This window comes from Anaerolineaceae bacterium oral taxon 439 (assembly GCA_001717545.1).
Lineage (GTDB): Bacteria > Chloroflexota > Anaerolineae > Anaerolineales > Anaerolineaceae > Flexilinea.
In genome coordinates this window covers 2119589-2141836 of record CP017039.1, presented here as the reverse complement: position 1 = coordinate 2141836, position 22248 = coordinate 2119589, and the positions used below count along the sequence as shown (strand labels likewise).

Sequence of the window (22248 nt, the reverse complement as noted above, 5' to 3'; positions counted from 1 at the left end):
AGATTCATACTGCGCTTTTTGGGTGCAGTATGAATCAGATTGGTTATATATATAGAGCTTTATTTCTTGATCAGGCCTTCTTCGTCGGCTTCGGCGTTCTGGATTTCGTTCGCGAACTTATCCTGGAATTCCTGCCGATGTTCCCCGGACCATTCGAAATCGTAATCGATCAGCTTGACTTCGAGGAGCTCCGGATGCGAAAGCTCGACGCCTTTGACCGTCGGCGCCTGATAGGCCTGATATTCCGGGCCGAGCTGCTGCGCTTCGGCGCTGATCGCCCAGTCGAACCAGAGTTTGGCGTTTTCGAGATTCTTCGCGCCTTTGAGGATCGCCTGCGAACCGATTTCGAATCCGGTTCCTTCTTCCGGGAAGGTGATAACGAGCGGAGCGCCGTTGTCGTCGATTTCCTTGACGGCGTCATGCGAGAACATGATGACCATGCCGAATTCGTTATTGGCGACGAATTTTCCGCCGCCGGCGCCGGATTTCGTGTACATTGCAACCTGATCGTTGAATTTCTTCAGGTATTCCCAGCCGGCTTCTTCGCCCATGATCTGCAGCACGGTCGAGACGAACGTGTACGCCGTCCCTGACGTCGACGGGTGCGCCATGACGATCTGTCCCTTGAATTCCGGTTTCAGCAGGTCTTCGTAGGATTTCGGCGCTTCAAGCCCGTCATATTCCGCGAGGAATTCGGTATTCGTGTTGAACGAAAGCGAACCGACGTAAATCCCGACGTAATCTTTCTTCGGGGAAATAAAAAGGTCTTTCTGATCTTCGAGGATATTCTCATAGTTCGGAGAATCGTAAACCTCGAGAAGGTCGGCGGCTGACGCGGCGACGAAGCTGTCCATCGGGCCTCCCCACCAGATATCGTACGTCGGCGCGCCGTTCTCGCTCATGACTTTCGCGAGCGCTTCGCCGGACGACATTCGCAGCCATTCGACGTCAATTTCCGGATACTTCGCTTCGAACGCCGCCGCCATTCCTTCGCACCAGACTTCCTGCGGCGTGCAGAGGACATTCAGGGTCCCGCTCTGAGCGGAGACCGGAAGAACGATCGCGATAAGTGCCAGAAGGCAGAAGAGCAAAATACTACGTTTCATCAGTTTTCCTCCAAAATAAATTAAACACGAGCTCAGGATTGAGCTGTGTCTTGTACGATTTGATTTGAAATTCAATTCTGTCGGCATGCGTCACGCTTTCTTCAGGATGATGATTGCCTGTCAGCTAACTTAAACGAATCTAAACGCTATCCTATTATAGTACGGTTTAAGATTATTGTGTTATTTTATTTCCTCCGTCTTTTCGAGGCGGGAAACGGGCGTCGAACGACGCACGGTAAGCCGGGTCGACCGCGAGCGCTTCCCGCCGAAGCTCGTCGGCTAACGCAGTTTCTCCCTGTTCGTAGAGGCTTTCAATAAACGGGATCCATTCATACGGCGAATTCGCGGAGCGATGGCCCGGGCGGTATCCGGCGCTCAGCGCCGCGTTCGTTATTTCCGCGAGCGCGCGGAGGTCGCCGGCCTGACGCGCGTACGCCGCGCGTTGATAATAACCGCACCATGCGTCGGGGTCCTCTTTCCCGAAATACTTTTCGTCGATCGTTCCCGGATTGCCCGGCGCCGCGGACTGGACACGGTTCAACGCGGTATGCTCGATCCAGCTGCGTTGAATTTCGCTGATATGCGGATGGTCGGCGTCGTCTGCGTTGAAGACCCAGACGCAGTTGGCGAACGGGTTATCATAATCGATCAGGATCGCGTTTTCTTTCGGCGCGTTGAACCGGAAGATCCGTTTCCGGGTATGGAACCCGGGGTGGTCCGCGTAGCTCCTGTCGCCGACCGCGTAGACCCAGATCGGAATCTCTTCGTCGATCGTGAAGGGGTTGGGGTAAAGGATATTGATTGCAGACGCGGTGAAAGCGGCGCCCTGTTCGGGGAAGACGACGTTCGTATCGACCAGCGCGGTCTGATTTTCGAGCGCGGGAAGGCGCGTTTTGATCTGGCGGTAGAAGGATTGCTGCCGAAGCGTCAGGAGCCTTGCCTCGTCGTTGATCAGCTCATGCTGATACGCGCAGAGCGCGAAAACCGCGGCGAAGAGGACGGCGCGCATCCGCGGCTTTTCGACCAACGCGCGGACCGCGGACTCAAAGATGATCGCGACGGCGGGCGCGGCAACGTAGTACGTCCGGTCGATATGATAAGGGTCGTCTGGCTTGAATACGCTGCTCAGGATCAGTACGAATGGCGCGACGCCCGTCAGGAGAAGGCATCCCGCGAAGATCATCCGCTCGGTTTCGATTTTTCGCTTCGCTTCCGGCTTGTCTTCCTCCTCGTGGGCGCGCAGGAAACGGAACAGGGCGAACCCGCCCCCCGCCGCGATCGCAGCCAGCAGGAGGCGCGTTTTCTCAAAAAAACGGACGAGATCCAGCGTCAGCATCTTCCCGGGAAAGTTGAAAAAGGGAACGGCAAGCGTCGTAAAGAGCAGCTCGAAAGCCGCCCGGATCGCGTCGGCCGGATCGTCCCGGAAAAGCCGGATCAGCTCCGGCGAGTCGGCTTCAAGAATAGGGAACCAACGGGCAAAGTTCATCCTGTAGAGGACAAAACCCGCCCACACGAGCCCATACGGCAGGAAGCTTTTCAGCGCGGACGGAAGCGATTTCAGAGCGGGCTTTTCCTCGTTTCGACGCATGGCGAGGATCAGCAGGATCGGAAACCGTACCAGCTCTGCGAACGCGAAAAACTCCGTGACCGTCAGCCCGACCGTCATCAGCGCCAGCGCGGCGGCCGTCCATCCGCTTTTCGCGGCTTGCCACTGCGCCGAGCCGGCGCGGAGCGTCGCGAGGAGCGAGAGCAGGAACAGGATATATTGCAGGTGGTGCTGCGTGTAGGTAATCGTGATATACGTCTGGGAAAAGAGCGGCGCGGCGAGGAAAATGAGGACTGCGACGCCGTTGGCGGTCCTCCGCTCGCGCCAGAGACTGTTCAGAAGCCTGAAGAGGAGCGCAGCGATTGCGAACGTCAGCGCGCAGCTCGTCAGCCGCCAAAGGGACGGGTTATCCCGGGGCAACCCATAAAAAAGCGCGTTGACCCAGGCGGAGGTCGGGCGGTCGACCGCGTAATAGGGAAAATACGCCGCGGGGGTCAGCTTTTCCCGGACAAGCAGGATCATCCAATCGTCCCAGAAAAAACCGATCCGTCCGATAAAAATCCCATGAATCATGGCGATCGTCGCTGCGAACGCGCCGAGCCAAGGGAGCGAGCCGGACGGGTCAGATGAAACGGATTGAGCTGTATTGGCGGATTCAGTCTTCATACGCAGTGTCGATCGAACCGGATGGTTTGGAAATATCACGATTGGGGATTTGCATTCTCTCTTTCCTGAATTGATATTTCTTTCTCGTGAATAAAGAAACGCTGTTGATCACGATTGAAGCTGTTCCGAGAATGATCCGCATATTCCCTCCAGTTTGATTTTCGTTTTTGAATTCGGTGATCTTTCTCCATTCCCACTTTTTCTCAACGGTCGGCCTTTTCCCTGGATCCGGAAGAAGAAGCGGATCCCGTCCGTTTTTTATTTTATCATGGGAATTTTTGGGGATTTCGGCGGCGGCTTCGGCCGGTAAAACGTAGAGAGGAACGGCAGCCGATCCAGAATGAACCGTCCGTAAGAGTGGATCGTCCGGATAAAGAAAATCGGCGTTCAAGAGCGGTCCCCGCTTCGGGGATCCCTTGGCGCCGATTATTTGGCGGATGTGAATATATTGGTTGTCAGGAGTTTTCCCGATACTGGCAATTTCCTATTTCTTCGCCAGCAGGTCGCGGATTTCGGTCAGCAGCTTGACGTCGTCGGACGGTTCGGCGGGTTCTTCGACGGCCGCTTCTTCCTTCTTCTTCGCCGCGTTCATCGCGCTGGTCATGCCCTTCATCAGCAGGAAGAGGACGATAGCGACGATCAGGAAGTTAATAACCGCGGCGATAAAGTTCCCGACCGTCATGATCGGCGCGCCGGCTTCCTGCGCAAGCGCGAGGGTTTCGTACGACTGCCCGTTCAGCGCGATGAACCACTGATTGAACGAGATGCCCGAGGTGATAACGCTGATAATCGGCATCAGGATATCGTCGATCATCGAGGTGATGATGCTGTTGAAGGCCGCGCCCATCATCAAACCGACGGCTAATCCGATGACATTGCCTTTGGCAATAAATTCATAAAATTCTGACCAGAGTTTCTTCATAATGCGATTCCTCATCTGTAATGGCAACGCGATTTGTCGTCTCTTTATTATACGTTTTAACGATTTTTATAAAACGGTTCGTGAAATCTTATGACGGTTTCGCGAACCGTTTCAGGTACGCTTCCATGAATGCGTCGAGGTCGCCGTCGAGGACCGCCTGCGTATTCCCGGTTTCAAAGTCGGTCCGGTTGTCCTTGACGAGCTGATAGGGATGGAGGACGTAGGAACGGATCTGCGATCCCCATTCCGCTTTAACGTATTCGCCGCGGAGCTCTTCTATTTCCTGATTCTGCTCCTGCGCGCGGATATCGAGGAGCCGGGAACGAAGGACTTTCATCGCGGTTTCCCGGTTCTGCGTCTGTGACCGCTCGTTTTGGCAGGTGACGATAATTCCGGTGGGCAGGTGGAGCAGGCGTACGGCGGTTGAGTTCTTCTGAACGTTCTGGCCGCCCGCGCCGGAGGATTTAAAAACGTCGATCCGGACGTCCTCGGGAGGAATTTCGATCGAGTCGTCGGCCGACGCTTCGGGAAGGATCTCGACCATGGCGAACGACGTATGGCGCCGGTGTGCCGCGTCGAACGGCGAGAGGCGAACGAGGCGGTGGGTCCCTTTTTCGGATTTCAGGAATCCATAAGCAAACCGACCGGCAACGGAGATCGTAATCGTTTTCGTTCCGGCTTCTTCGCCTGGCGTAAAGTCGACGATTTCGGTCGTGAACCGGTGATTTTCCGCCCAGCGTAAGTACATGCGCTGCAGCATGGCTGCCCAGTCATGCGCTTCGGTTCCGCCCGCGCCGGCATGGATCGCTAAAATCGCGTTCCCGCGGTCGTATTTTCCGGAGAAAAGGACGGAAATCTCTTTTTCGCGGGCAGCGGCTTCGATCGCCCCGATCTCCGGTTCTAATTCTCCGAGAAGCGATTCATCGTCCATCTCGAGCAGCTCGACCGTATCGCGGGCGCGCTTGATCAGCGATTCCCATTCGTCGATTTCGCTGCGGATGTCGTTGAGTCGTTTCAGGAGCGATTGCGCCTTTTCGCGGTCGTTCCAGAGATTCGGCGCCTCCGCTTCTTTTTCAAGCAGGAGGCGTTCGTCCTGAAGCCTGGGAAGGTCGATTTTTTTCGCCAATTCGTCGATTTTCTGACGGGCGGCCGTCATTCGGACTAAATATTCCTGCATTCGCGTCGTTTCCCCCGTTTTTACTCGCCGACGATTCCGTCGACGAACTTTTCTCGATCGAATCGGACGAGGTCTTCCGCCCGTTCGCCAAGCCCGGCGTACAGGATCGGCAGTTTTAACGACTGCGTCACCGCGAAGGCCATTCCGCCTTTGGCGGAGGAGTCGAGCTTGGCCAGGATGACGCCGTTGACGCTGACCGTGTTTTGGAACGCCTGCGCCTGCGTCAGCGCGTTTTGCCCGGTTGTCGCGTCCAGCACGATCCAGACGGCATGCGGCGCGCCGTCGAGCGCTTTGCCGATGACGCGATGCACCTTTTTCAGCTCCTCCATCAGGTTATAGCGCGATTGGAGCCGGCCGGCGGTATCGATAATCAGGATATCGATATTGCGCGCGAGCGCGGACTGAACCGCGTCGAACGCCACGGCGGCGGCGTCTCCGCCTTCCCGCCCGGCGATGACCGGAATGTTCAGTCGGTCGCCCCAAATCTGGAGCTGGTCGATCGCGGCGGCGCGGAAGGTATCCCCCGCGGCGATCATGACCCGTTTCCCGGCGTCGCTGTATTTTTTCGCCAGCTTGGCGGTTGACGTCGTTTTCCCTGACCCGTTTACGCCGACCATCAGGATGACGTACGGTTTCCGGGTCCTGACTTCGGCGAGCGGGTCGGTTCCTTCGTCGAGGAGCTCGATCAGGTCGGCTTTCAGGTATCTGACTAAATCGCGCGCGCGGTAAATTTTTTCGTCAAGGACAGTCTGTCGCAGGTGATTCAGGATGCGTTCCGAGGTTTCGACGCCGAGATCGGCTTGAATCAGGATCGCTTCGAGGTCCTCCCAGAGGACGTCGTCGATTTCGTTCGTTCCGAGGATCGTTGCTAATTGCGAGAACGCGGCCCGGCGGGTTTTGTCCAACCCTTTAAACCAGTTTCCGAATAAATCAGGCATTGTTTTCTCTCCGAATTCTTTTTCGTATAGGATTATTTCTCTTTGTATTCCGCTAAAAGCTGGCCGCATCCGGCTCCGATATCAACGCCGCGCGACAGCCGGATCGTACAGGGAATCCCGGCTTTTTCAAGCGCGGCTTGGAAGTCGTTAATCGTCGCCCGTCCGGATCCGGATCGGGCGTACTTTCGCGTCGGGTTGAGCGAAATCAGGTTAACATGACAGAGCGTCCCGCGCAGCAGCTTTGCGAGCTGGGCGGCCTGTTCGATTGAATCGTTGAACCCGTCGATCATCGCGTATTCGAAACTGACGCGGCGTTTCGTAAAATCGGCGTACCGGCGCGCCGCTTCGACGAGGTCATGGACCGGGTATTTCTTATTGGCCGGGATAATCTGATCGCGGAGAAAGTTCGTCGGCGCGTGGAGCGAGATCGCGAGGTTAATCTGACGCCTGGCTTTGGTAAATTTTTCGATCATGGGGATAATCCCGACGGTCGAAATCGTAACGCGGCGTTCGCCAAAGCGGAATCCGTCCGGATCGTTAATCAGGTCCATGGCCCGCATGACGTTTTCGTAATTATGGAACGGCTCGCCCATCCCCATGACGACGACGTTGGTCAACTGCTTCTCTTCGCGCTTGAGGCGTCCGGCGAAATAAAGAACCTGTCCGGCGATTTCGCCGGCGGTCAGGTTCCGCGTCAGGCCCATCTGCCCGGTTGCGCAGAACGCGCAATTCATCGCGCAGCCGGACTGCGTCGAGATACAGATCGTATTCCGATTGCGGTAGCGCATCAGGACCGCCTCGATTTTCGCCTTATCGCTCAGCGCGAAAAGGTATTTTTCGGTCAGCCCGGATGAAGAAACGACCCTGCGAACGGTCGACAGCGGTTCGAACGAATACTCGGCGGCGATTTTTTCGCGAAGCCCTTTTGGAAGGTTCGAGATTGCGTTCGGATCGAAGATCAGGTTCCGGTAAACGCCCGCCCAGATCTGTCGGGCGCGGAACGAAGGTTCGCCCCAGTCGGTCAGGTTTCGCGCGAAGCCGGCGAAAGTTTCGTCGAAGAACAGTTTCGTCATCAGGTCATTCCTTACTATAATAAAACGCGCTTTTCAGGCGGATTCGCCTTTTTCGATTCCGAGGCGGTCGATTGCGGCGCCTAAATCTGCGCAGATCCAATCCGGCGCGCGATCATATTTCGCGATCGTTTGCGGATTGTCGACGCCGCTCAAGACCAGAACGGACGCGCAGCCGGCGTTCAGTCCGCCGAGAATATCGGTATCGTAGCGGTCGCCGATGACGAGGATTTCCTCCGCGATTAATCCAAACTTGCGCATAGCTATTTGAATCATATAGGGTTCGGGCTTCCCGATGACGATCGGCGCGACGCCGGTGCAGCTCGACAGCGCGGCGACGACGGCGCCCCCGCCCGGGCGGATCCCCGCTTCGGTCAGCAGGACGTTATCGAGGTTGGTCGCGTAGAATTTTGCTCCGTTGAGGACTTCCCGCTGCGCGGCGGCGAGTTTATCGTAGGTGAGCCGTTTATCGAGGCTGGCGAGGACGACGTCGGCGTTCTCGTCGACAACCGCGAATCCGGCGCCGCGTAAATAATCGCGGAGGGCGTCCGAGCCCAGAACATGGATCCGGACGTTGGAAGGAAATTCTTCGCGGAAGCGTTCGGCGCTTCCGATCGCCGGGCTGAAAATATATTCGGGCTTCATCTCCACGCCGAAAGATGCAAACTTTTCGCAGTAAGCTTCGGGCGTCTGCGTTGCGTTATTCGTCCCGACGAGCGGAAGGAGGTTCAACGCATAGATTTTTCGAAAAGTCGCGGCGAGATCGCCGATCGGGCTGGCGCCATGCCAGACGACGCCGTCTAAATCGAGAAACAGGGCTTTGATTTTCGATGCCTGAAGTGCCATGCGGCGGGTGTCCTTTCGAAACGCTTGAAGCAGTTAACTTGAATATTATACCGTTCTTCGCCGGAGACTCCGCCGATTCCACGGTTTATTATGGAGCGGGGGTGGTTTTAGAAATGAAAAGCGCCCTGACAGGCGCTTTTCGGACGTTTCGGTTCATCCACGGATCGGGTCCGGGAGCTTTTCCCGCTTAAGATTTATTCGACGTCAGTACCTTATCGATCAGGCCGTATTCAACCGCCTGTTCCGCGGTGAAATAGCGGTCGCGGTCGGTATCATGCAGGATCGTTTCCGTTGTCTGCCCGGTATGCCTGGACATGATCGCGGTCAGATCGGTCTTCAGCCGCAGGATTTCTTTCGCCTGGATCTCAATGTCGGAGGCTTGCCCTTCGGCGCCGCCGAGCGGCTGATGCATATGAATCGTGGCGTTTGGAAGCGCGAAACGATGCCCCTTCGATCCGGCGGTCAGGAGGACGGTCCCGAAGGACGCGGTCACGCCGCAGGCGACGGTATTGATCCGATTGGGGATCATCTGCATCGTGTCGTAAATCGCCAGACCGGCGTACACGACGCCGCCAGGGGAGTTGATATAGAATTGAATATCGCGTTCGGAATCCTCGCGGCTCAGGTATAAAAGCTGCGCGATGATCAGGTTGGCGACCTGCGCGTCGATCGCGGTTCCCAGGAAAATAATCCGCTCTTTCAGCAGGAGCGAATAAATATCATAGGAGCGTTCGCCGTATGCGCCGCCCTCAACGACCATTGGGACGATCGTATTTGTCGGTTTTATCATAAGTCATACCCTTCTTTAATTAGTCATTCGTCGGTCAGTCCGGCGCTGTCAATTAACAACGCTGTTTTATCTTATCACGGAGCGGCGCGGATTTTTCATAGAATCGCGTTAGAATTTTTCCAGCTCTGCGAACGGCCGGCACGTCGGCGTCTGATGGAAGGGGTGAATAAAAACGGGCGCCGGAAATTTTCGACGCCCGCTCTGGACTTCATTCAACGGGTTAAATCTCCGCGCTCGCGTCGAGAACCTCGTTCGAATCGACGGAGACGGACGGTGCCGCCGAGCCTTCGACGACGCTTTCCGCGGCGGGGGCGGCAGGTTCGATTTCCGGATTCTCGCCTTTCCCGATCGCGATCAGGCGGTCGAAAATCGCGTCGGAAAACGCCTGGTTCATCGCTACGTCGGTCAGTCCGTTCAGGAAAGCATCCTTTTCTTTTTTAGGCTTAATTCGCGCGTATTCGGCCGCTGCTTCGCTCTGGACCTGCCCCAGGAGGGTTTTGAACTTTTCGAAATCGAGCTTGATTTTTTCGGTTCGGGCGAATTCCTGAATCGTGAGGCGGCGTTTCAGCTGGCGCTCGGCGTCGGGCTGGAGTTTTTCTTCGACGAAGGTTTCCGGGTCGCTCTTGGAAAGCTTACAGTAGAGTTCGAAGTCGATTCCGTCATGCGCTAATCGTTTTTTTAAGTTGTCCAGCATCGACTGCGCCTCGGCTTCGAGCGTCGCCGGCGCATATTCGATTTTTGCGCCTTCGACGAGCTTATCGGTTAATTTCTCGATATACGCGTTCTGCGATTCGGCCTGCTTGGTATGCAGAATCTGTTCCCTGACGAAGTCGGTAAACGCTTCGACGGTTTCGTATTCGCCGAAATTTTTAATGAATTCAGCGTCGACTTCCGGCTTAACGGAACGCTTGACGCTTTGGACCGTTGTCGTAAAAATGACTTCCCGGCCGGCGAGACTTTCGACCGGCGCGTCTTTTTCGGAATAGGTATGCTCCGTTGTGACGACGTCTCCGGCTTTGACGCCGAGGAGATTTTTCGTGAAACCTGCGATCGGCCAGCCGCCGTTTTCAGCGTCCTGCCCAATGACGAAATCCTGCGGCGTTTCCGCTATGAAGTCGGTTTTTCCGGTATCTGGATCGATTTCCTTATAGTCCCCTTTGATCATGACGCTGACATGGTCGCCGTTTTCGGCGGCGGAGTCGGTCGGCTCGGTCGTCGCGTTCTGGTCCCTGAGCTTCTCGATCATCTCCTGAACTTCGTCGTCGGCGACGGCCGCTTCTTCAAAGTCTTCACGAATTTCGCGGTACTCGCCGAGATCGACCGTCGGCGCGAGCGGAATCCGGACCGTGAAGACGGGCGGATCGAACGCGTCTACTTTGGTTAAATTCCCCATTCCGCCGGGTTCGATTTCAGCTTCGTCGATCAGCCGGCTGTATTCTTTTTCGAGATAGAGGTCAAGCGCTTCCTGCGCGATTGCTTCGCCGCCGTACAGGCGCTGGACAATATCGTACGGCGCTTTCCCGGGCCTGAAGCCGGGAATTTTCGCCTGCGCGGCCATTTTCCGGGCAGCCTGCTGTTTATACGGTTGAAACTCTTCAGCCGTGACCGAGACTTCGAAAGTTGCTTCGTGATTTTCGGTGGATTTCGATTCAATTTTCATCCGATTTAAATTTTCCTTGTCGTCGTGTTCTTGATCCGTTTGTTTTATCAAAAAGGGAGTGCTGCCGGCGGACGCTGTAGGGAAGGAGGGGGTCGAACCCTCACGCCTTACGGCACATGATCCTAAGTCATGCCTGTCTGCCTGTTCCAGCACTCCCCCATTTGATCATCAAGCACGCCTACTGAGACTCGAACTCAGGCTTTTACCTCCGGAGGGTAACGTGATATCCACTTCACTATAGGCGCAACACGATACCGATTTTACCATGTTTTTATGAATGCACAGAATCTGCGCTGATTTTTCGATGATGGCCTTGCGCCTCGTGAACTGTCAAAGTAACTGCGACCAAGGTTGGCCCCGGCGCAGCGTCTGGACGCAAACTTGCATAACAAAGCGAAGAGGATATGAAAAGTGAGGTGCGTGATCTGTATGAACGAAATCAGGTTTGCGAGGCTGCGCCCAGACGCGGCCCTTCCGACGCGGCGGCACGCGGACGACGCCGGACTGGATTTATACGCCGTGGAAGAGGCCGTTATCGAGCCGGGGACGTTCGCTGTCGTCGGAACGGGCGTTTGCTTTGATCTGGAAAAGGGCTGGGTCGGCCTGATCCTCCTGAAAAGCCGGAGCAATTATTTATTAGGCGCCGGCGTTGTCGACGCAGGGTATCAGGGCGAAATCCGGATTAAAATTGCCAACCCGACGAACGCAGCGCTGCGAATAGAAAAGAATCAGGCGATTGCGCAGCTGCTGATCCTGCCGATCGTGACGCCGGCGGTAACCGAAGTTCCGGCCAATACGATCTACGCCGCCCGCAGCGACCGGGGCGCGAGCGGCGGGATCCATCTTCCGCTTTAGGAGTTGCGGCCGAAGACCCAGGGGTAGGAGATCTGCTGCCACTCGACAATTTCTTCCGGATTGAACCAGGTATTGATTTCGCGTTCGGCGGATTCTGGCGAGTCTGAAGCGTGGATCAGGTTGCGGTCAGTTTTCGCCGCGAAATCATGTCGGATCGTTCCGGGGGCGGCTTCCGTTGGCCTGGTCGATCCGACTGTCTGGCGGACGGCCTTGATCGCGTCTTCGCCTTCCCAGACCATCGCGAAAACAGGCGCGGAGGTGATATAGTTGACGAGGCCGTTGTAGAATGGTTTCCCGACGTGTTCCGCGTAATGTTTCTCTGCAAGTTCGCGCGGCACGGAAAGGAACTTCGCGGCGACGAGAACGAGCCCCCGGTTTTCGAACCGTTTGATGACTTCGCCGATCAGGGCGCGCTGGACGCCGTCGGGTTTAATGCAGACAAATGTTTTTTCCATGGGATCATTTCTCCTTATTCGGATCTTTATAGCGGCGCTTCGAGCCGGCCGGCCAGCTCGGATAAAGCGTCAATTTCAGGGAAAATTATACTCAACGTCCGCAGGTCGGCGCGGATTTTATCGGTTTCCGTTCCGCTCTCGATCAGCGCGCGATATTTTTCGATCGCTTCTTCGCGCCGGCCCTGAACGAACGCGTTCCAGGCATCCCGCGCAGGGTTCCGCCCGTCTTCGGTCGCTTCGCTGGCGCCGTCGGGCGTTCTTTCCGGTTTCCCGCCAACCGCGGAATTGGGTCCGTCCGTCTGGTCTTTAGCCGCGCTCTCGGGCTCGGATTTTGCGACGGCCTCAATTTCGCATATCGCTTCGGTATCAGTTTTGCGCGGCGTTTGGTCTTCGGTTCCGCCGCTATTTTTGACCGTGTCCGGCGTTCCCGGCGGCTCGCATGGCGACGGTTCCGCGCGAATTTCTTCCGCTGCGCCCTGCGCCGTTGGGCTTCCCGTTTCTTTGCTGTGTTTGTTGCGCGCCTCCGCGAACGCTGCGTCGCCGAAGATCGATTCGATTGGGTTTAATTCTTCGGACGTGAAGCCTTCGGTGACAACTTTTTCGAGAAAATCGTACGCGTCTTCGAGGATTTTTCCCGGGTTCGCTTCGCTTGGGGCGCTCGTTGCGTTCTGCGTTTGCCCGTCCCGTCGGCGGACCGCTTCGGGCGTCGACAGGCGGGCGGACTGGGTTTCGAAATAATCCTGCTGAAAAAAGAGATCGTCCTCGACCGAGGTGGATCCGAGGCTTTTCCAGCTGTCCTGCTGAAAGAGACGGCGATTTTCGGCTTCGGGCAGAGCGGGTGGCTGCGAAGGCCTGACGACGAAGTCGACCGGGACTTCGACCAGGTCGAGACACGCAGCGACGCGGTCTGGTTCGATCGCAAGGTAGCGCGATTGCGCCTGCTGCCAGATAGAACGGCCGCGGATATTTGGGAACCCGGTCCATTCAAAATAGCTCACCCGAACTGTTTTTTCTTCAATAATGAACGTGCCGTTTTCTCCGGGAAGATAAACCAGCTCCGGATCGAGTTCGCTGAGCCGGTCGGCGCAGCGCTGAAACCGGGTCAGATCATTATATTTCGCGTAGGTATCCAATAGCGTTCTCAGCGTCTTTTTACAGTAAGGGAGCTTCCGCAACACGTTTTCGTTCGCGCTCTGAAGATCGTCGAAACGGTCCGATTCGCGACGCGACCGGAAATAGTCCGCGAGCAGTTTTAACCCGCTGTCTCGAATCGGGGCGAAAGTTTTTTCCCTTTTTCGGGTTCCGGCGTCGGGCAATTTCGATCGGCCGGCGTTGAATATTTTCAGCTCTTCGATGAACGCCGCGCTGAGATACGATTTCAATCGTCGGTTCAGCGCGCGGACGTCGGGGATTTTTGGTTCGAGCGCAAAAGCGTAGGCTGCGTAGCGGGCGGCGGTCTCCGGGCGATCATTCCCGATAAAAATAATTCCCAGCGTAAAGAAATTCAGCCAATCGTCAGGGAGAATCGCGGCGCGCCGCAGGTAAATATTCGCGGCGTCGTCGAACCGCTTCAATTCGAGCAGGATTCTGCCGAGCTGCTGATAGAGCGCGACGGACTTCGGGAACTGGGTCAGGAGATAAGCTGCGTGATGATACGCGGGTTCGAAATGATTGTTGTCGATGAACTTATCGATGAGCTGAAAATATTCCGAAAGCGTTTTCTTTTCCACGTGGTTCGCCCTTTGTTGCGGTGATGCTGAATTGCCCGTCTAATTATAGGGCATAATCCGCGACGCAGGGGAACCCGTTTCAGGCGGAGGTCGTCGTTATCAGGCGACGTCCGCCCCTGATTTGCGTCAGATCAGTCGCCCAGATAGTCGCGGAGGATTTTCCGGATCTGCGGATGCCGAAGGCGGGTTAAGGCCTGCGCTTCGATCTGGCGAACGCGTTCGCGCGTCACCCCCATTTTCCGCCCGACTTCTTCGAGCGTGTACGCTTGCCCGTCGAGGAGTCCGTAGCGGAGCTGGAGGATCCGGACTTCGCGCGGGGGAAGATCTTTCAGGACGGATTCGAGATGTTCCTTGAGGAGGTTATACGTCGCGGTTTCGGCGGGAGCCGGCGCTTCTTCGTCCTCGATAAAATCGCCCAGAACGGAATCTTCTTCTTCGTCAGTCGGCGTTTCAAGCGATAACGGCCGGCGCGCAACCTGAATCATGTTTTCGACTTTTTTCGTTGGGACGTCGAGCGTTTCGGCGATTTCTTCGATCGACGGATCGCGGCCGAGCTTCTGCGTCAGTTGGTGCTGAACGCGGAGGAGCTTATTAATCTGGTCGCCCATATGCACGGGGACGCGGATCGTCCGGCCCTGATCGGCGATTGCGCGGGTAACGGCCTGGCGGATCCACCATGTCGCATAGGTGCTGAATTTATGACCGCGGCGATAATCGAATTTTTTCGTCGCGCGGATGAGTCCGATATTCCCTTCCTGAATGAGGTCCAGGAAGGGTACGCCGCGCCCCATGTATTTTTTCGCGACGCTGATTACGAGACGCGAGTTGGCGGTAATGAGATGTCCGCGCGCGTCCCAGCTGTCCTCGATGCTGCGGCGAAGTTCGCTGCGGCGATGATCGGTGACGCTGATATGCGCGAGTTCTTCGCGTGCGATCCGTCCGCGTTCGATCCGCTGAGCCAGGTCGACTTCTTCGTCGGCGCTGAGAAGCGGGACACGGCTGACTTCTTTCAGATAAAGGCCGATCGTATCGTCCGTATCAATATTGGCGAGGTCGTCCTGATAGAGGTTCGGCGCGATCTCTAAATCGTCCGCCAGTAAATCCAGCTCGTCGGCGCTGACTTCGTCTTCTTCGGTGGGATCTTCGATGTAGGGGATACCGACGTTCTGGAGCGCTGAAAACGCTTCTTCGAGCTGGTCGACGTTCTGTTCCGCTTCGGGGAAGACTTGAAGAATGTCGTCAATCGTCGCGAATGTCTTTTTCCGCGCGATTTCGAGAAGACGATTTACCGCGCTGTAGGAATCGTCATCCAGTTCGACGTCAATAATGTCATTTTCCATGCTTAACCTTTTCCTCCGCCCGCTTGGAGATTACAATATCTATATTACAAAACTTTTTTGCGTTTTTCAACTATGAACTTGAACGAGTTTTTCATGTGAAGGTTGAAATCGCGTTTCTTCGGAAGTTAAGATTTAAAAAAGCGCACAAATCCCGCACGTAACCGTTTATTATATCCGATCCATTCAGCTCCGTGGAAAAGATTCCGCGGAAAAAGAACCCGGACGGTCCGGTATTTCCGGATCATCCGGGTTCTTTCAGCTGTGTACGGAGGTTCCTGCGGCTTATTTCGACGCGATCGCGGGGATATTTCCAACAGGTTCGGCGAAACGCACCGCGTTAACGACGGCGCGGGCGACGACGAGCGGCGCATGCGCGGCGAGCGTATGAATATTCCCGGCTTTTTTCCGGGAGGCGAGCGCGAAGATCGTGTCCCCGTCGAACATGGTATGAGCGGGTCGGATCGTCAGCGCCAGCCCGTTTTGCGCGCATTGCGCCAGTTTATTCGCTTCGTTCCTGGTCAGTCTGGCATTGGTCAGGATGGCGCCGATGACGGTATTGGTCTTAGCGGACATCGCCAGCGCCCGCTGGCCCAGCGTTGAGCGCATGATAGACAGCGTGTCGGCGAAATATCCGGGCTCGCCGATCCGGATTGGCCCTTTCGAAATCGTCCGCGCGCCGGCGAGAATTTTCCCGCTGTCAGGATCGACGACGTCTCCGAGCGCGTTCACGGCGATGATCGCGCCGATCCAAAGGCCGCCGCCGAGGTCGAGCGCGGCATGGCCAATTCCGCCTTTCATGCATTGTCCCATGCCGAGGATTTTCCCGACGGTCGCGCCGGTTCCCGCGCCGACGTTTCCCTGTTTCGGTTCGTCGTCGTTGGCCGCCTGACAGGCGGCGTACCCCATCGCCGCGTCGGGGCGGACGCGATGATCGCCGACGGTCAGGTCCATCAGGACCGCCCCGGGGACGATCGGGACGCGCGTCGGGCCGACCGGATACCCCATGCCCTGATCTTCGCAGTAGCGCATGACCCCGGCCGCCGCGTCCAACCCGAACGCGGACCCGCCGGAAAGCAGGACCGCGTTGACGTGCTCGACTAAATGCATGGGGCGAAGCAGGTCGGTTTCGCGGGTCCCCGGCGCGCCGCCGCGCTGATCGACGCCGCCGCAGGTCTTCTCATCGCAGAGGATCACCGTGCAGCCGGTCAGCGTCGCGGTATCTTCGGCGTGCCCGATTTTAAATCCAGGAATTTTATGGATTGATTCGTAATTCATTGTTGTTTTCGCTCCTTGTAGATCGCGGAGGGCCGCGATTTGAATTGCGTTTTGGATAATTTTAATCGAGTCTGACGCGAGACCGGAGCGTGGACTGACCTGAGGGACGTTCTGCGCGCCGCGATTTCATAGCGAATTATCCGAAAAATCCCCGACTTTTTTGATAAGATTAACAGGATGATACGCGTCGGCGCATATCCGCCGCAGGGTCAGCCCGCGAAGTATAGTAAAATAGGGCTATGAATTTCTTGCGTACGGTTCATTTTCGCGAATTCCGGCCGCGAGTCGCGCGGTGGTTTTTTTTATTGACGTTGATCCTGATTTTATCGCCGCTGAGCGCGGCGGACGCCGGCGCGCAGATTCCAACAGTGCATATCCCGACGGTGACCGGGACGGATCGCGGGATCGTCGTCACCGTTCGGAACGATCCAGCCAATCCGCAGATCAATCTCCGCGGCGGTCCGGGAACGGAGTACGACCGCGTTGGAACGATGGTCATCGGGCAGGAGGCGACGGCGATCGGACGGACGGAGGGCGGAAACTGGCTGTTGATTGAGTATCCGGGCGGTCCGGGCGGTTACGCCTGGGTTTACCGGTTGTATGTCGATTATTTCGGCGAGCTTCCGGTCGTCGAGGTCCCGGGGACACCGACGCCGCGGGTCACGAATACGATCGACCCGACGCTGGCGGCGCGGTTTATCGTGACGCTCGAACCGACGCGTTTAGCGACGTTTACGCAGCCCCCCCCGCTGGTTATCCCGACGTTCGTCGGCGCGACTGCCGGGACGGATAACGGGACGGTCCCGATGGGGCTGATCGTGATCGTGTTGTTTATTCTGGGGCTGACGATCGGCTTGTTTGCGCTAGCGCAGCGCAGATAACTTACAACATTTAACGTTCCGGTTCGCCGGACGGGAACAGAGGGTATATGAAGACAAACGTACCGCAGGCGGTTGGGGTCCGTTTTTCAAAAGGCAGCCGCGTTTATTCCTTCGACGCATCGTCAATACCGGGGATTGAACCCTGGGATTTCGTTTTAGTCGAGACGAACCGCGGGAAACAGGTCGGGCAGGTGGTTAAGCTGATCCAGGATTACCGGCCCGATGGGCAGGAGCCGCTCAAACCGGTCCTCCGGCGGGCGAACGCGGCTGAACTTGCGCTGAACGAATCGATTAAGATGACGTCCGGAAACGTCCTGGAATTCTGCAAGGAATGGGCGAAGCGCGAGAAGTTTCTCGAAGTCAAGTTTATCGGCGCCGATATCAATTTCGACCGTTCTTATCTGTTGTTGACGTACGCGACGGCGACAGACGAGCGGGTCGATTTGAAGTCGCTCCGTTCCGAGATTCAAAGCGAATTTTCGATTGGAAACGTTGAAATCAAGCAGTTGGGCCCGCGCGATCTGGCGAAAGCGATCGGCGGGATCGGCTCCTGCGGAAAGCCGGAGTGCTGCTGCAAGGCGCATCTGGTCGAGTTCAGCAGTATCTCGATCCGCATGGCGAAGGCGCAGGGAATTTCGCTGACCCCGACGGAGATTACCGGAATGTGCGGGCGTCTGCGCTGCTGCATGGAGTACGAAAACGATATTTATGTTGAGAATCGGAAGCTCCTCCCGAAGAAAAAGAAGAAGGTGATGACGCCGCAGGGCGAGGGGAAGGTCGTCGAGGTGTTCCCGATGACGCTGTCGGTCCTGGTCGAAATTCCGGAAGTCGGTCGGCGCCAGTTTACCAGAGATCAGATTACCTACGAGGATACGCCGCCCACGCCTCAGCCGGCGCAGCAGAGCGGGAGAAAAGGAAAGAACCGAGCCGTTGCGGCTGCCGCGGAGAACGAGGACGAAGATGAGTAGAATGAAAATCGGGTGTCATTTGTCGGTCTCGAAAGGCTACGCTCATATGGGGCGGGAGGCGCTTTCGATTGACGCGAATTGTTTCCAGTTTTTTACCCGAAATCCGCGCGGCGGCGCCGCGAAGACGCCGGCGGCGGGCGATATGGAGGCGCTGATCGAGCTGATGAAGGCGAACGATTTTGCGCCGATTCTGGCGCACGCGCCCTATACGCTGAACCCTGCCGCGGCGGAGGAACGGATTCGTGAATTTGCGCTGATGGTCATGAAGGATGACCTGCGGATATTGGAATCGCTTCCGGGAAATTATTATAATTTTCATCCGGGAAGCCATGTCGGGCAGGGCGCGGAGGCGGGGATCGAGCTGATCGTCGCGCATTTGAATCAGGTTCTCGATCCGGAGTTGCGGACAATGGTGCTGCTGGAAACGATGTCAGGGAAGGGGAGCGAGATCGGGCGGACGTTTGAAGAGATCCGCGAGATTATCGATCGTGTCGACCGTCCGGACCTGCTGGGCGTGTGCATGGATACCTGCCATATTTATTCCGCCGGATACGATATCGTTCAGGATCTGGACGGCGTCCTGACGGCGTTCGATAAGGCGATCGGGCTGGAGCGCCTGAAAACGCTGCATTTAAACGACAGTATGAAGCCGTTTAATTCGCATCTCGACCGGCACGCGCCGATCGGGGCTGGGACGATCGGGCTGGAAGCGCTCGTCCGCTTTATTAATCATCCGGCGCTGCGCGGGCTGCCGTTTTACCTGGAAACGCCGCATGAAAAGATTTCCGGGTACGCCGATGAGATTCGGATGCTGCGCGAGGCTTATCGCGGATAGACAAAGATAAATCAGCATCCCTTTCCCAGTTTTCAGAACGGTTGGTTCATGAGCGGGATTTCCACGAACCGACGCCCAAATCCGGGCGTCGGTTTTTTGCATGCGGCAGGCGTGGGGGCCTGGGTTGCATAATATTAACTAAATAGGAATGATATATAGACACAAAAAAGGAAATAACGCTATGATAGAATATACAAATAAAATCACAGCGCTATACTCCCGCCTTTCAGTTGGTGACGAGGACAGGGACGGCGGCGAAAGCAACCGCATTGTAAATCAAAGGGCATTTTTAGAACGATATGCAAGACAGCATAAGCTGATGAATATTCGCCGCTATATCGATGATGACGAAAGCGGTAGGTTCTTTGACCGCTCCGCCTATACACAGATGATAAGCGATGTAGAAAGTGGGAAAATCGGCATTGTCATTATGAAAGATATGACAAGGCGGGGACGAGATTATCTCCAAGCAGGAAACGCGATGGAGATATTCCTAAGAAACAATGTACGCTTTATCGCCATCAATAACGGTATAGGCAGCAAAGACCAAAACACATTGGAATTTGCCCCCTTCATCAAATATCATGTCAGAGTGGTATACAAGGGATATCAGCTTATCTAAAACAGCAAGGCAGAGGAACAGCGAAAAGCAGACCGCTCAATGAAGAAAACCGCTATAACTGGAACAAAGCACCCTAAATGCAACTCTTCCCACCGTATTGATGTCGATGATGTTATGGAAAATCTCACAGAGGTTTTACGAAAAATAGCAAAGTTTTCATTAGAGAGTAAAGAAGAATTTGAAGCATTGGTAAAAAGCAGTCTTGTCAGAGAGCAGACAGACGAGGAAAGAAATCGAAGAAGCAAAGAAAGAAGAATCACGAGCTTACCATAGAGAATATTCCAAAGAATACCGATTTTGTATCCGCCATTTCTGTTCTTTTCCAATCTGTTTCTATGAAAGACTTGAAGTAAGTAGAAAATCTGACAGTGGAAAAAATGCCTTAAAAGTTGTATAATATTATCGGGCATTTAGAGAGAAATATTTGTACTTAATGCAAGATTGTTTATATAATAGGAGATCATGGAATGCCTAAAATAAAACTAAATGAAAAGCAGAAAAAACTTGATATAGACCTTTGGATTATTATGACTGTTTCATTCGTAAGTTTAGTTATATTTATTGTATTTCAAAAAGAAATTTATGAAACCATAAAAAACGAAGAATTGCCTATTTTATTTCGTGTTTTGTTAGTTGCACTATTTCAGTATGGACTTGCAGGATTTGGAATTACAATTGTTTGCATTTTAAGGAAAGAGCATTTTTTTTCCTATGGGCTAAAGACTAAGAGAATATTTTTGTCTACCCTGTTTTGTGTTCTGTGCTTTGTTCCAAATATAGTATTTTCTTTTACTTTGGGGCAGAGCAACAGCTATTTACCGTTTCAGAGCGTTTTGACGACAAAAGAAATTCTCGCAAGCGGTTTCCCTATCAATGTAATCGGTATGCTAATTACAGCAACTGTGTGGGGGTTCTTTGAGGGCTTTAATTATGTGGTAATAAGCGAAAAGATAAACAGACGCTATCCCGCAAATTACAAATGGATCAATTGGGGTGCGATTTTTTGTGCTATTATGTGCATTCTAATTCATGGAGCTATCGGAGTCACATTCGAAGGAATAATTGAGATGGTCACCATCTTGATTATTATATACGGAATGCTTATGGTAAAAGAATTTACAGGTAATGCATGGGTGTGTGTATTCGTTTTTGTATTTTTATGGAATGCTTTTTAAAAAAACGGGAAACGAGCATAAGCATTAAAATTCATATCTATTTATAGTGAACAATTAAATAAGAAGCTATAATGAAAACGGGGAAAAGGTCAAGCTCAAAAATGGCAATTTCAAAACAAGAAAAATCAATGCAGTGGACTGGAACGAACAAGACAAAGCAGAACAATGGCGAAAAGCGAGGGCAGACATCACAAACAAATATCTTGAAGAAAATAGCATACAGGGAAAAGTAGATCACCGTTTCTATCAAAGGCAATGTATAGAACAAATGCCGACCATTCACTTAGGCGTATCGGCAAGTCAAATGGAGAAGAAAGGTATTGACCAGCCCCAAAAATTCGTCCACTGAGAAAGTTAGTCTTTTTCAAATTTACCTCAAAGATGCTGCATACTCGGTTGGGGTGAGATAACCCAGTGTGCTATGCGGACGGGTTTGGTTATAGTCATTTCTCCAAATTTCAATTATCTCTCTATCCTCTTCCAGATTCCTGAACAGGTTCTGGTTCAAACATTCATCTCTGAATTTTCCATTGAAGCTTTCTATGGTTGCATTCTGGATCGGTTTGCCCGGCTCAATAAAAGTCTGCACGATTTGTCTTTCATAATCCCAAATGGTCATGGCCTTGCTGGTAAATTCGGATCCATTGTCACTGAGCAGTTCTTTTGGATAGCCTCTGGAATAAACCGGCTTTATCCAAAAATCGCCCGACGGCACTTCCAGTGATTGAACCAGCCACTTCAAGAGCCAGACACTCTCTGGTGACTTCATCCAATAACGTAAACACGCTGAACTTTCTTCCCAAACTCGTCTTGTCTGAAACGAAGTCCATCGACCAGCGTTCGTTCGCTGCCATTTCCTGTGGTCGGGCAGGCATCCCTCGTTTTAGATAAACTTTATTCCGTTTTTTCCTCTCCAAACTCAAGCCTGCCTCATTGTAGAGTCGGTATACCTTCTTATGGTTCACAATGATGCCCTCCCTCTCGAGCATTACTTGAAGACGGCGATACTCAAAACGTTTCCATTTGGATGCCAGAATAACTAAGCGCTCGCTGATGCGCTCATTCTCTTTGTTTCGGATGACTTGGTGCCTTTTAGTGCTCCTGGCTATCCCGATTATGAGGCATGCCCGCCGTTCGCTAATGGAGTGCTTTTGCATGATCTGGTCTGCTTTCTCCCTTTTGGCGGCGGGCTTGATCAGTTTTTTGAGACGATCTCCTTATAGGATCTTGTTCTTCTGTAAATCGTTTTTTCATATCGTCGCTCCTGTTCCCATTTTACGCGACTAACATTTCATTTGGTACAGTTTTCGGGGAACAGGTCAGAAAAACTATCAATGTTTAAAGAAATCGATATTCACAGTCAGATAACAATGAGACCTTGAGGATATTAA

General features: G+C 54.2%; 21 protein-coding genes, 2 tRNA genes and 1 pseudogene. 7 read left to right on the top strand and 17 right to left on the bottom strand.

Features of this window, described 5'->3' with window-relative positions:
• Nucleotides 1–59: 59 nt before the first annotated feature.
• The 12 genes from BEQ56_09545 to BEQ56_09490 form a co-directional block, all read right to left on the bottom strand.
• The gene (locus BEQ56_09545) at nucleotides 60–1106 is read right to left on the bottom strand and encodes a hypothetical protein (GenBank protein ID AOH43696.1); all 1047 of its coding nucleotides are present in this window, start codon (nucleotides 1104–1106) and stop codon (nucleotides 60–62) included.
• A 172-nt stretch (nucleotides 1107–1278) separates the two neighbouring features.
• Nucleotides 1279–3318: a hypothetical protein gene (locus BEQ56_09540; GenBank protein AOH43695.1), complete on the bottom strand. Its 2040-nt coding sequence runs from the start codon at nucleotides 3316–3318 to the stop codon at nucleotides 1279–1281.
• Complete coding sequence (locus tag BEQ56_09535; protein ID AOH43694.1) at nucleotides 3308–3709, bottom strand: hypothetical protein; 402 nt, start codon at nucleotides 3707–3709, stop codon at nucleotides 3308–3310. The genes BEQ56_09540 and BEQ56_09535 overlap by 11 nt, the downstream gene beginning before the upstream one ends.
• Before the next feature lie 93 nt (nucleotides 3710–3802).
• The gene (locus BEQ56_09530) at nucleotides 3803–4240 is read right to left on the bottom strand and encodes a large-conductance mechanosensitive channel protein (protein ID AOH43693.1); all 438 of its coding nucleotides are present in this window, start codon (nucleotides 4238–4240) and stop codon (nucleotides 3803–3805) included.
• 88 nt (nucleotides 4241–4328) lie between these two features.
• Nucleotides 4329–5417, bottom strand: a complete 1089-nt coding sequence (locus tag BEQ56_09525; GenBank protein AOH43692.1) for a peptide chain release factor 2 — start codon at nucleotides 5415–5417, stop codon at nucleotides 4329–4331.
• A gap of 20 nt (nucleotides 5418–5437) precedes the next feature.
• Complete coding sequence (locus tag BEQ56_09520; GenBank protein ID AOH43691.1) at nucleotides 5438–6355, bottom strand: signal recognition particle-docking protein FtsY; 918 nt, start codon at nucleotides 6353–6355, stop codon at nucleotides 5438–5440.
• Between the two features lie 32 nt (nucleotides 6356–6387).
• The gene (locus BEQ56_09515; protein ID AOH43690.1) at nucleotides 6388–7428 is read right to left on the bottom strand and encodes a 23S rRNA (adenine(2503)-C(2))-methyltransferase; all 1041 of its coding nucleotides are present in this window, start codon (nucleotides 7426–7428) and stop codon (nucleotides 6388–6390) included.
• Between the two features lie 33 nt (nucleotides 7429–7461).
• Nucleotides 7462–8271 (bottom strand): hypothetical protein, encoded by an 810-nt coding sequence (locus BEQ56_09510; protein ID AOH43689.1) that lies wholly within the window; start codon nucleotides 8269–8271, stop codon nucleotides 7462–7464.
• Nucleotides 8272–8458: 187 nt separating this feature from the next.
• A complete protein-coding gene (locus BEQ56_09505; protein ID AOH43688.1) occupies nucleotides 8459–9061 on the bottom strand; it encodes an ATP-dependent Clp protease proteolytic subunit in 603 nt (200 codons plus the stop codon).
• 220 nt (nucleotides 9062–9281) lie between these two features.
• Nucleotides 9282–10721, bottom strand: coding sequence for a trigger factor (locus BEQ56_09500; protein ID AOH43687.1), 1440 nt, complete (start codon nucleotides 10719–10721; stop codon nucleotides 9282–9284).
• A 77-nt stretch (nucleotides 10722–10798) separates the two neighbouring features.
• Nucleotides 10799–10880 (bottom strand) — tRNA-Leu (locus BEQ56_09495).
• A 14-nt stretch (nucleotides 10881–10894) separates the two neighbouring features.
• Nucleotides 10895–10966: transfer RNA gene (locus BEQ56_09490), tRNA-Arg, on the bottom strand.
• 184 nt (nucleotides 10967–11150) lie between these two features.
• On the opposite strand from BEQ56_09490, the gene BEQ56_09485 reads away from it, so the two are divergent.
• On the top strand, nucleotides 11151–11576 hold the full coding sequence (locus BEQ56_09485) for a hypothetical protein (GenBank protein AOH43686.1): 426 nt from the start codon (nucleotides 11151–11153) through the stop codon (nucleotides 11574–11576).
• Here the strand turns inward: BEQ56_09485 and BEQ56_09480 are convergent.
• The 4 genes from BEQ56_09480 to BEQ56_09465 all read right to left on the bottom strand — a co-directional run bounded on the left by BEQ56_09480 (nucleotide 11573) and on the right by BEQ56_09465 (nucleotide 16376).
• Nucleotides 11573–12031, bottom strand: coding sequence for a nucleoside-diphosphate kinase (locus tag BEQ56_09480; GenBank protein AOH43685.1), 459 nt, complete (start codon nucleotides 12029–12031; stop codon nucleotides 11573–11575). The genes BEQ56_09485 and BEQ56_09480 overlap by 4 nt on opposite strands.
• A gap of 26 nt (nucleotides 12032–12057) precedes the next feature.
• Complete coding sequence (locus tag BEQ56_09475) at nucleotides 12058–13761, bottom strand: hypothetical protein (GenBank protein ID AOH43684.1); 1704 nt, start codon at nucleotides 13759–13761, stop codon at nucleotides 12058–12060.
• 131 nt (nucleotides 13762–13892) lie between these two features.
• Nucleotides 13893–15101 (bottom strand): RNA polymerase subunit sigma, encoded by a 1209-nt coding sequence (locus tag BEQ56_09470; protein AOH43683.1) that lies wholly within the window; start codon nucleotides 15099–15101, stop codon nucleotides 13893–13895.
• A gap of 282 nt (nucleotides 15102–15383) precedes the next feature.
• Nucleotides 15384–16376, bottom strand: a complete 993-nt coding sequence (locus BEQ56_09465; GenBank protein AOH43682.1) for a peptidase S58 — start codon at nucleotides 16374–16376, stop codon at nucleotides 15384–15386.
• A gap of 239 nt (nucleotides 16377–16615) precedes the next feature.
• Between BEQ56_09465 and BEQ56_09460 the strand changes: the two genes are divergently transcribed.
• The 6 genes from BEQ56_09460 (at nucleotide 16616) to BEQ56_09435 (ending at nucleotide 21206) form a co-directional block, all read left to right on the top strand.
• Nucleotides 16616–17257, top strand: coding sequence for a hypothetical protein (locus tag BEQ56_09460; protein AOH43681.1), 642 nt, complete (start codon nucleotides 16616–16618; stop codon nucleotides 17255–17257).
• Between the two features lie 47 nt (nucleotides 17258–17304).
• The gene (locus BEQ56_09455; protein ID AOH43680.1) at nucleotides 17305–18225 is read left to right on the top strand and encodes a hypothetical protein; all 921 of its coding nucleotides are present in this window, start codon (nucleotides 17305–17307) and stop codon (nucleotides 18223–18225) included.
• A gap of 1 nt (nucleotide 18226) precedes the next feature.
• On the top strand, nucleotides 18227–19060 hold the full coding sequence (locus tag BEQ56_09450) for an endonuclease IV (GenBank protein AOH43679.1): 834 nt from the start codon (nucleotides 18227–18229) through the stop codon (nucleotides 19058–19060).
• Between the two features lie 181 nt (nucleotides 19061–19241).
• Nucleotides 19242–19682 carry a hypothetical protein gene (locus BEQ56_09445; GenBank protein ID AOH43678.1) on the top strand — a complete coding sequence of 147 codons (441 nt, stop codon included), beginning with the start codon at nucleotides 19242–19244 and terminating at the stop codon, nucleotides 19680–19682.
• A gap of 467 nt (nucleotides 19683–20149) precedes the next feature.
• Nucleotides 20150–20857 (top strand): hypothetical protein, encoded by a 708-nt coding sequence (locus tag BEQ56_09440; GenBank protein AOH43677.1) that lies wholly within the window; start codon nucleotides 20150–20152, stop codon nucleotides 20855–20857.
• Nucleotides 20858–20990: 133 nt separating this feature from the next.
• Nucleotides 20991–21206, top strand: a complete 216-nt coding sequence (locus BEQ56_09435) for a hypothetical protein (GenBank protein AOH43676.1) — start codon at nucleotides 20991–20993, stop codon at nucleotides 21204–21206.
• Nucleotides 21207–21227: 21 nt separating this feature from the next.
• Here the strand turns inward: BEQ56_09435 and BEQ56_09430 are convergent.
• A pseudogene (locus tag BEQ56_09430) lies at nucleotides 21228–22014 on the bottom strand (hypothetical protein).
• Nucleotides 22015–22248 lie beyond the last annotated feature (234 nt).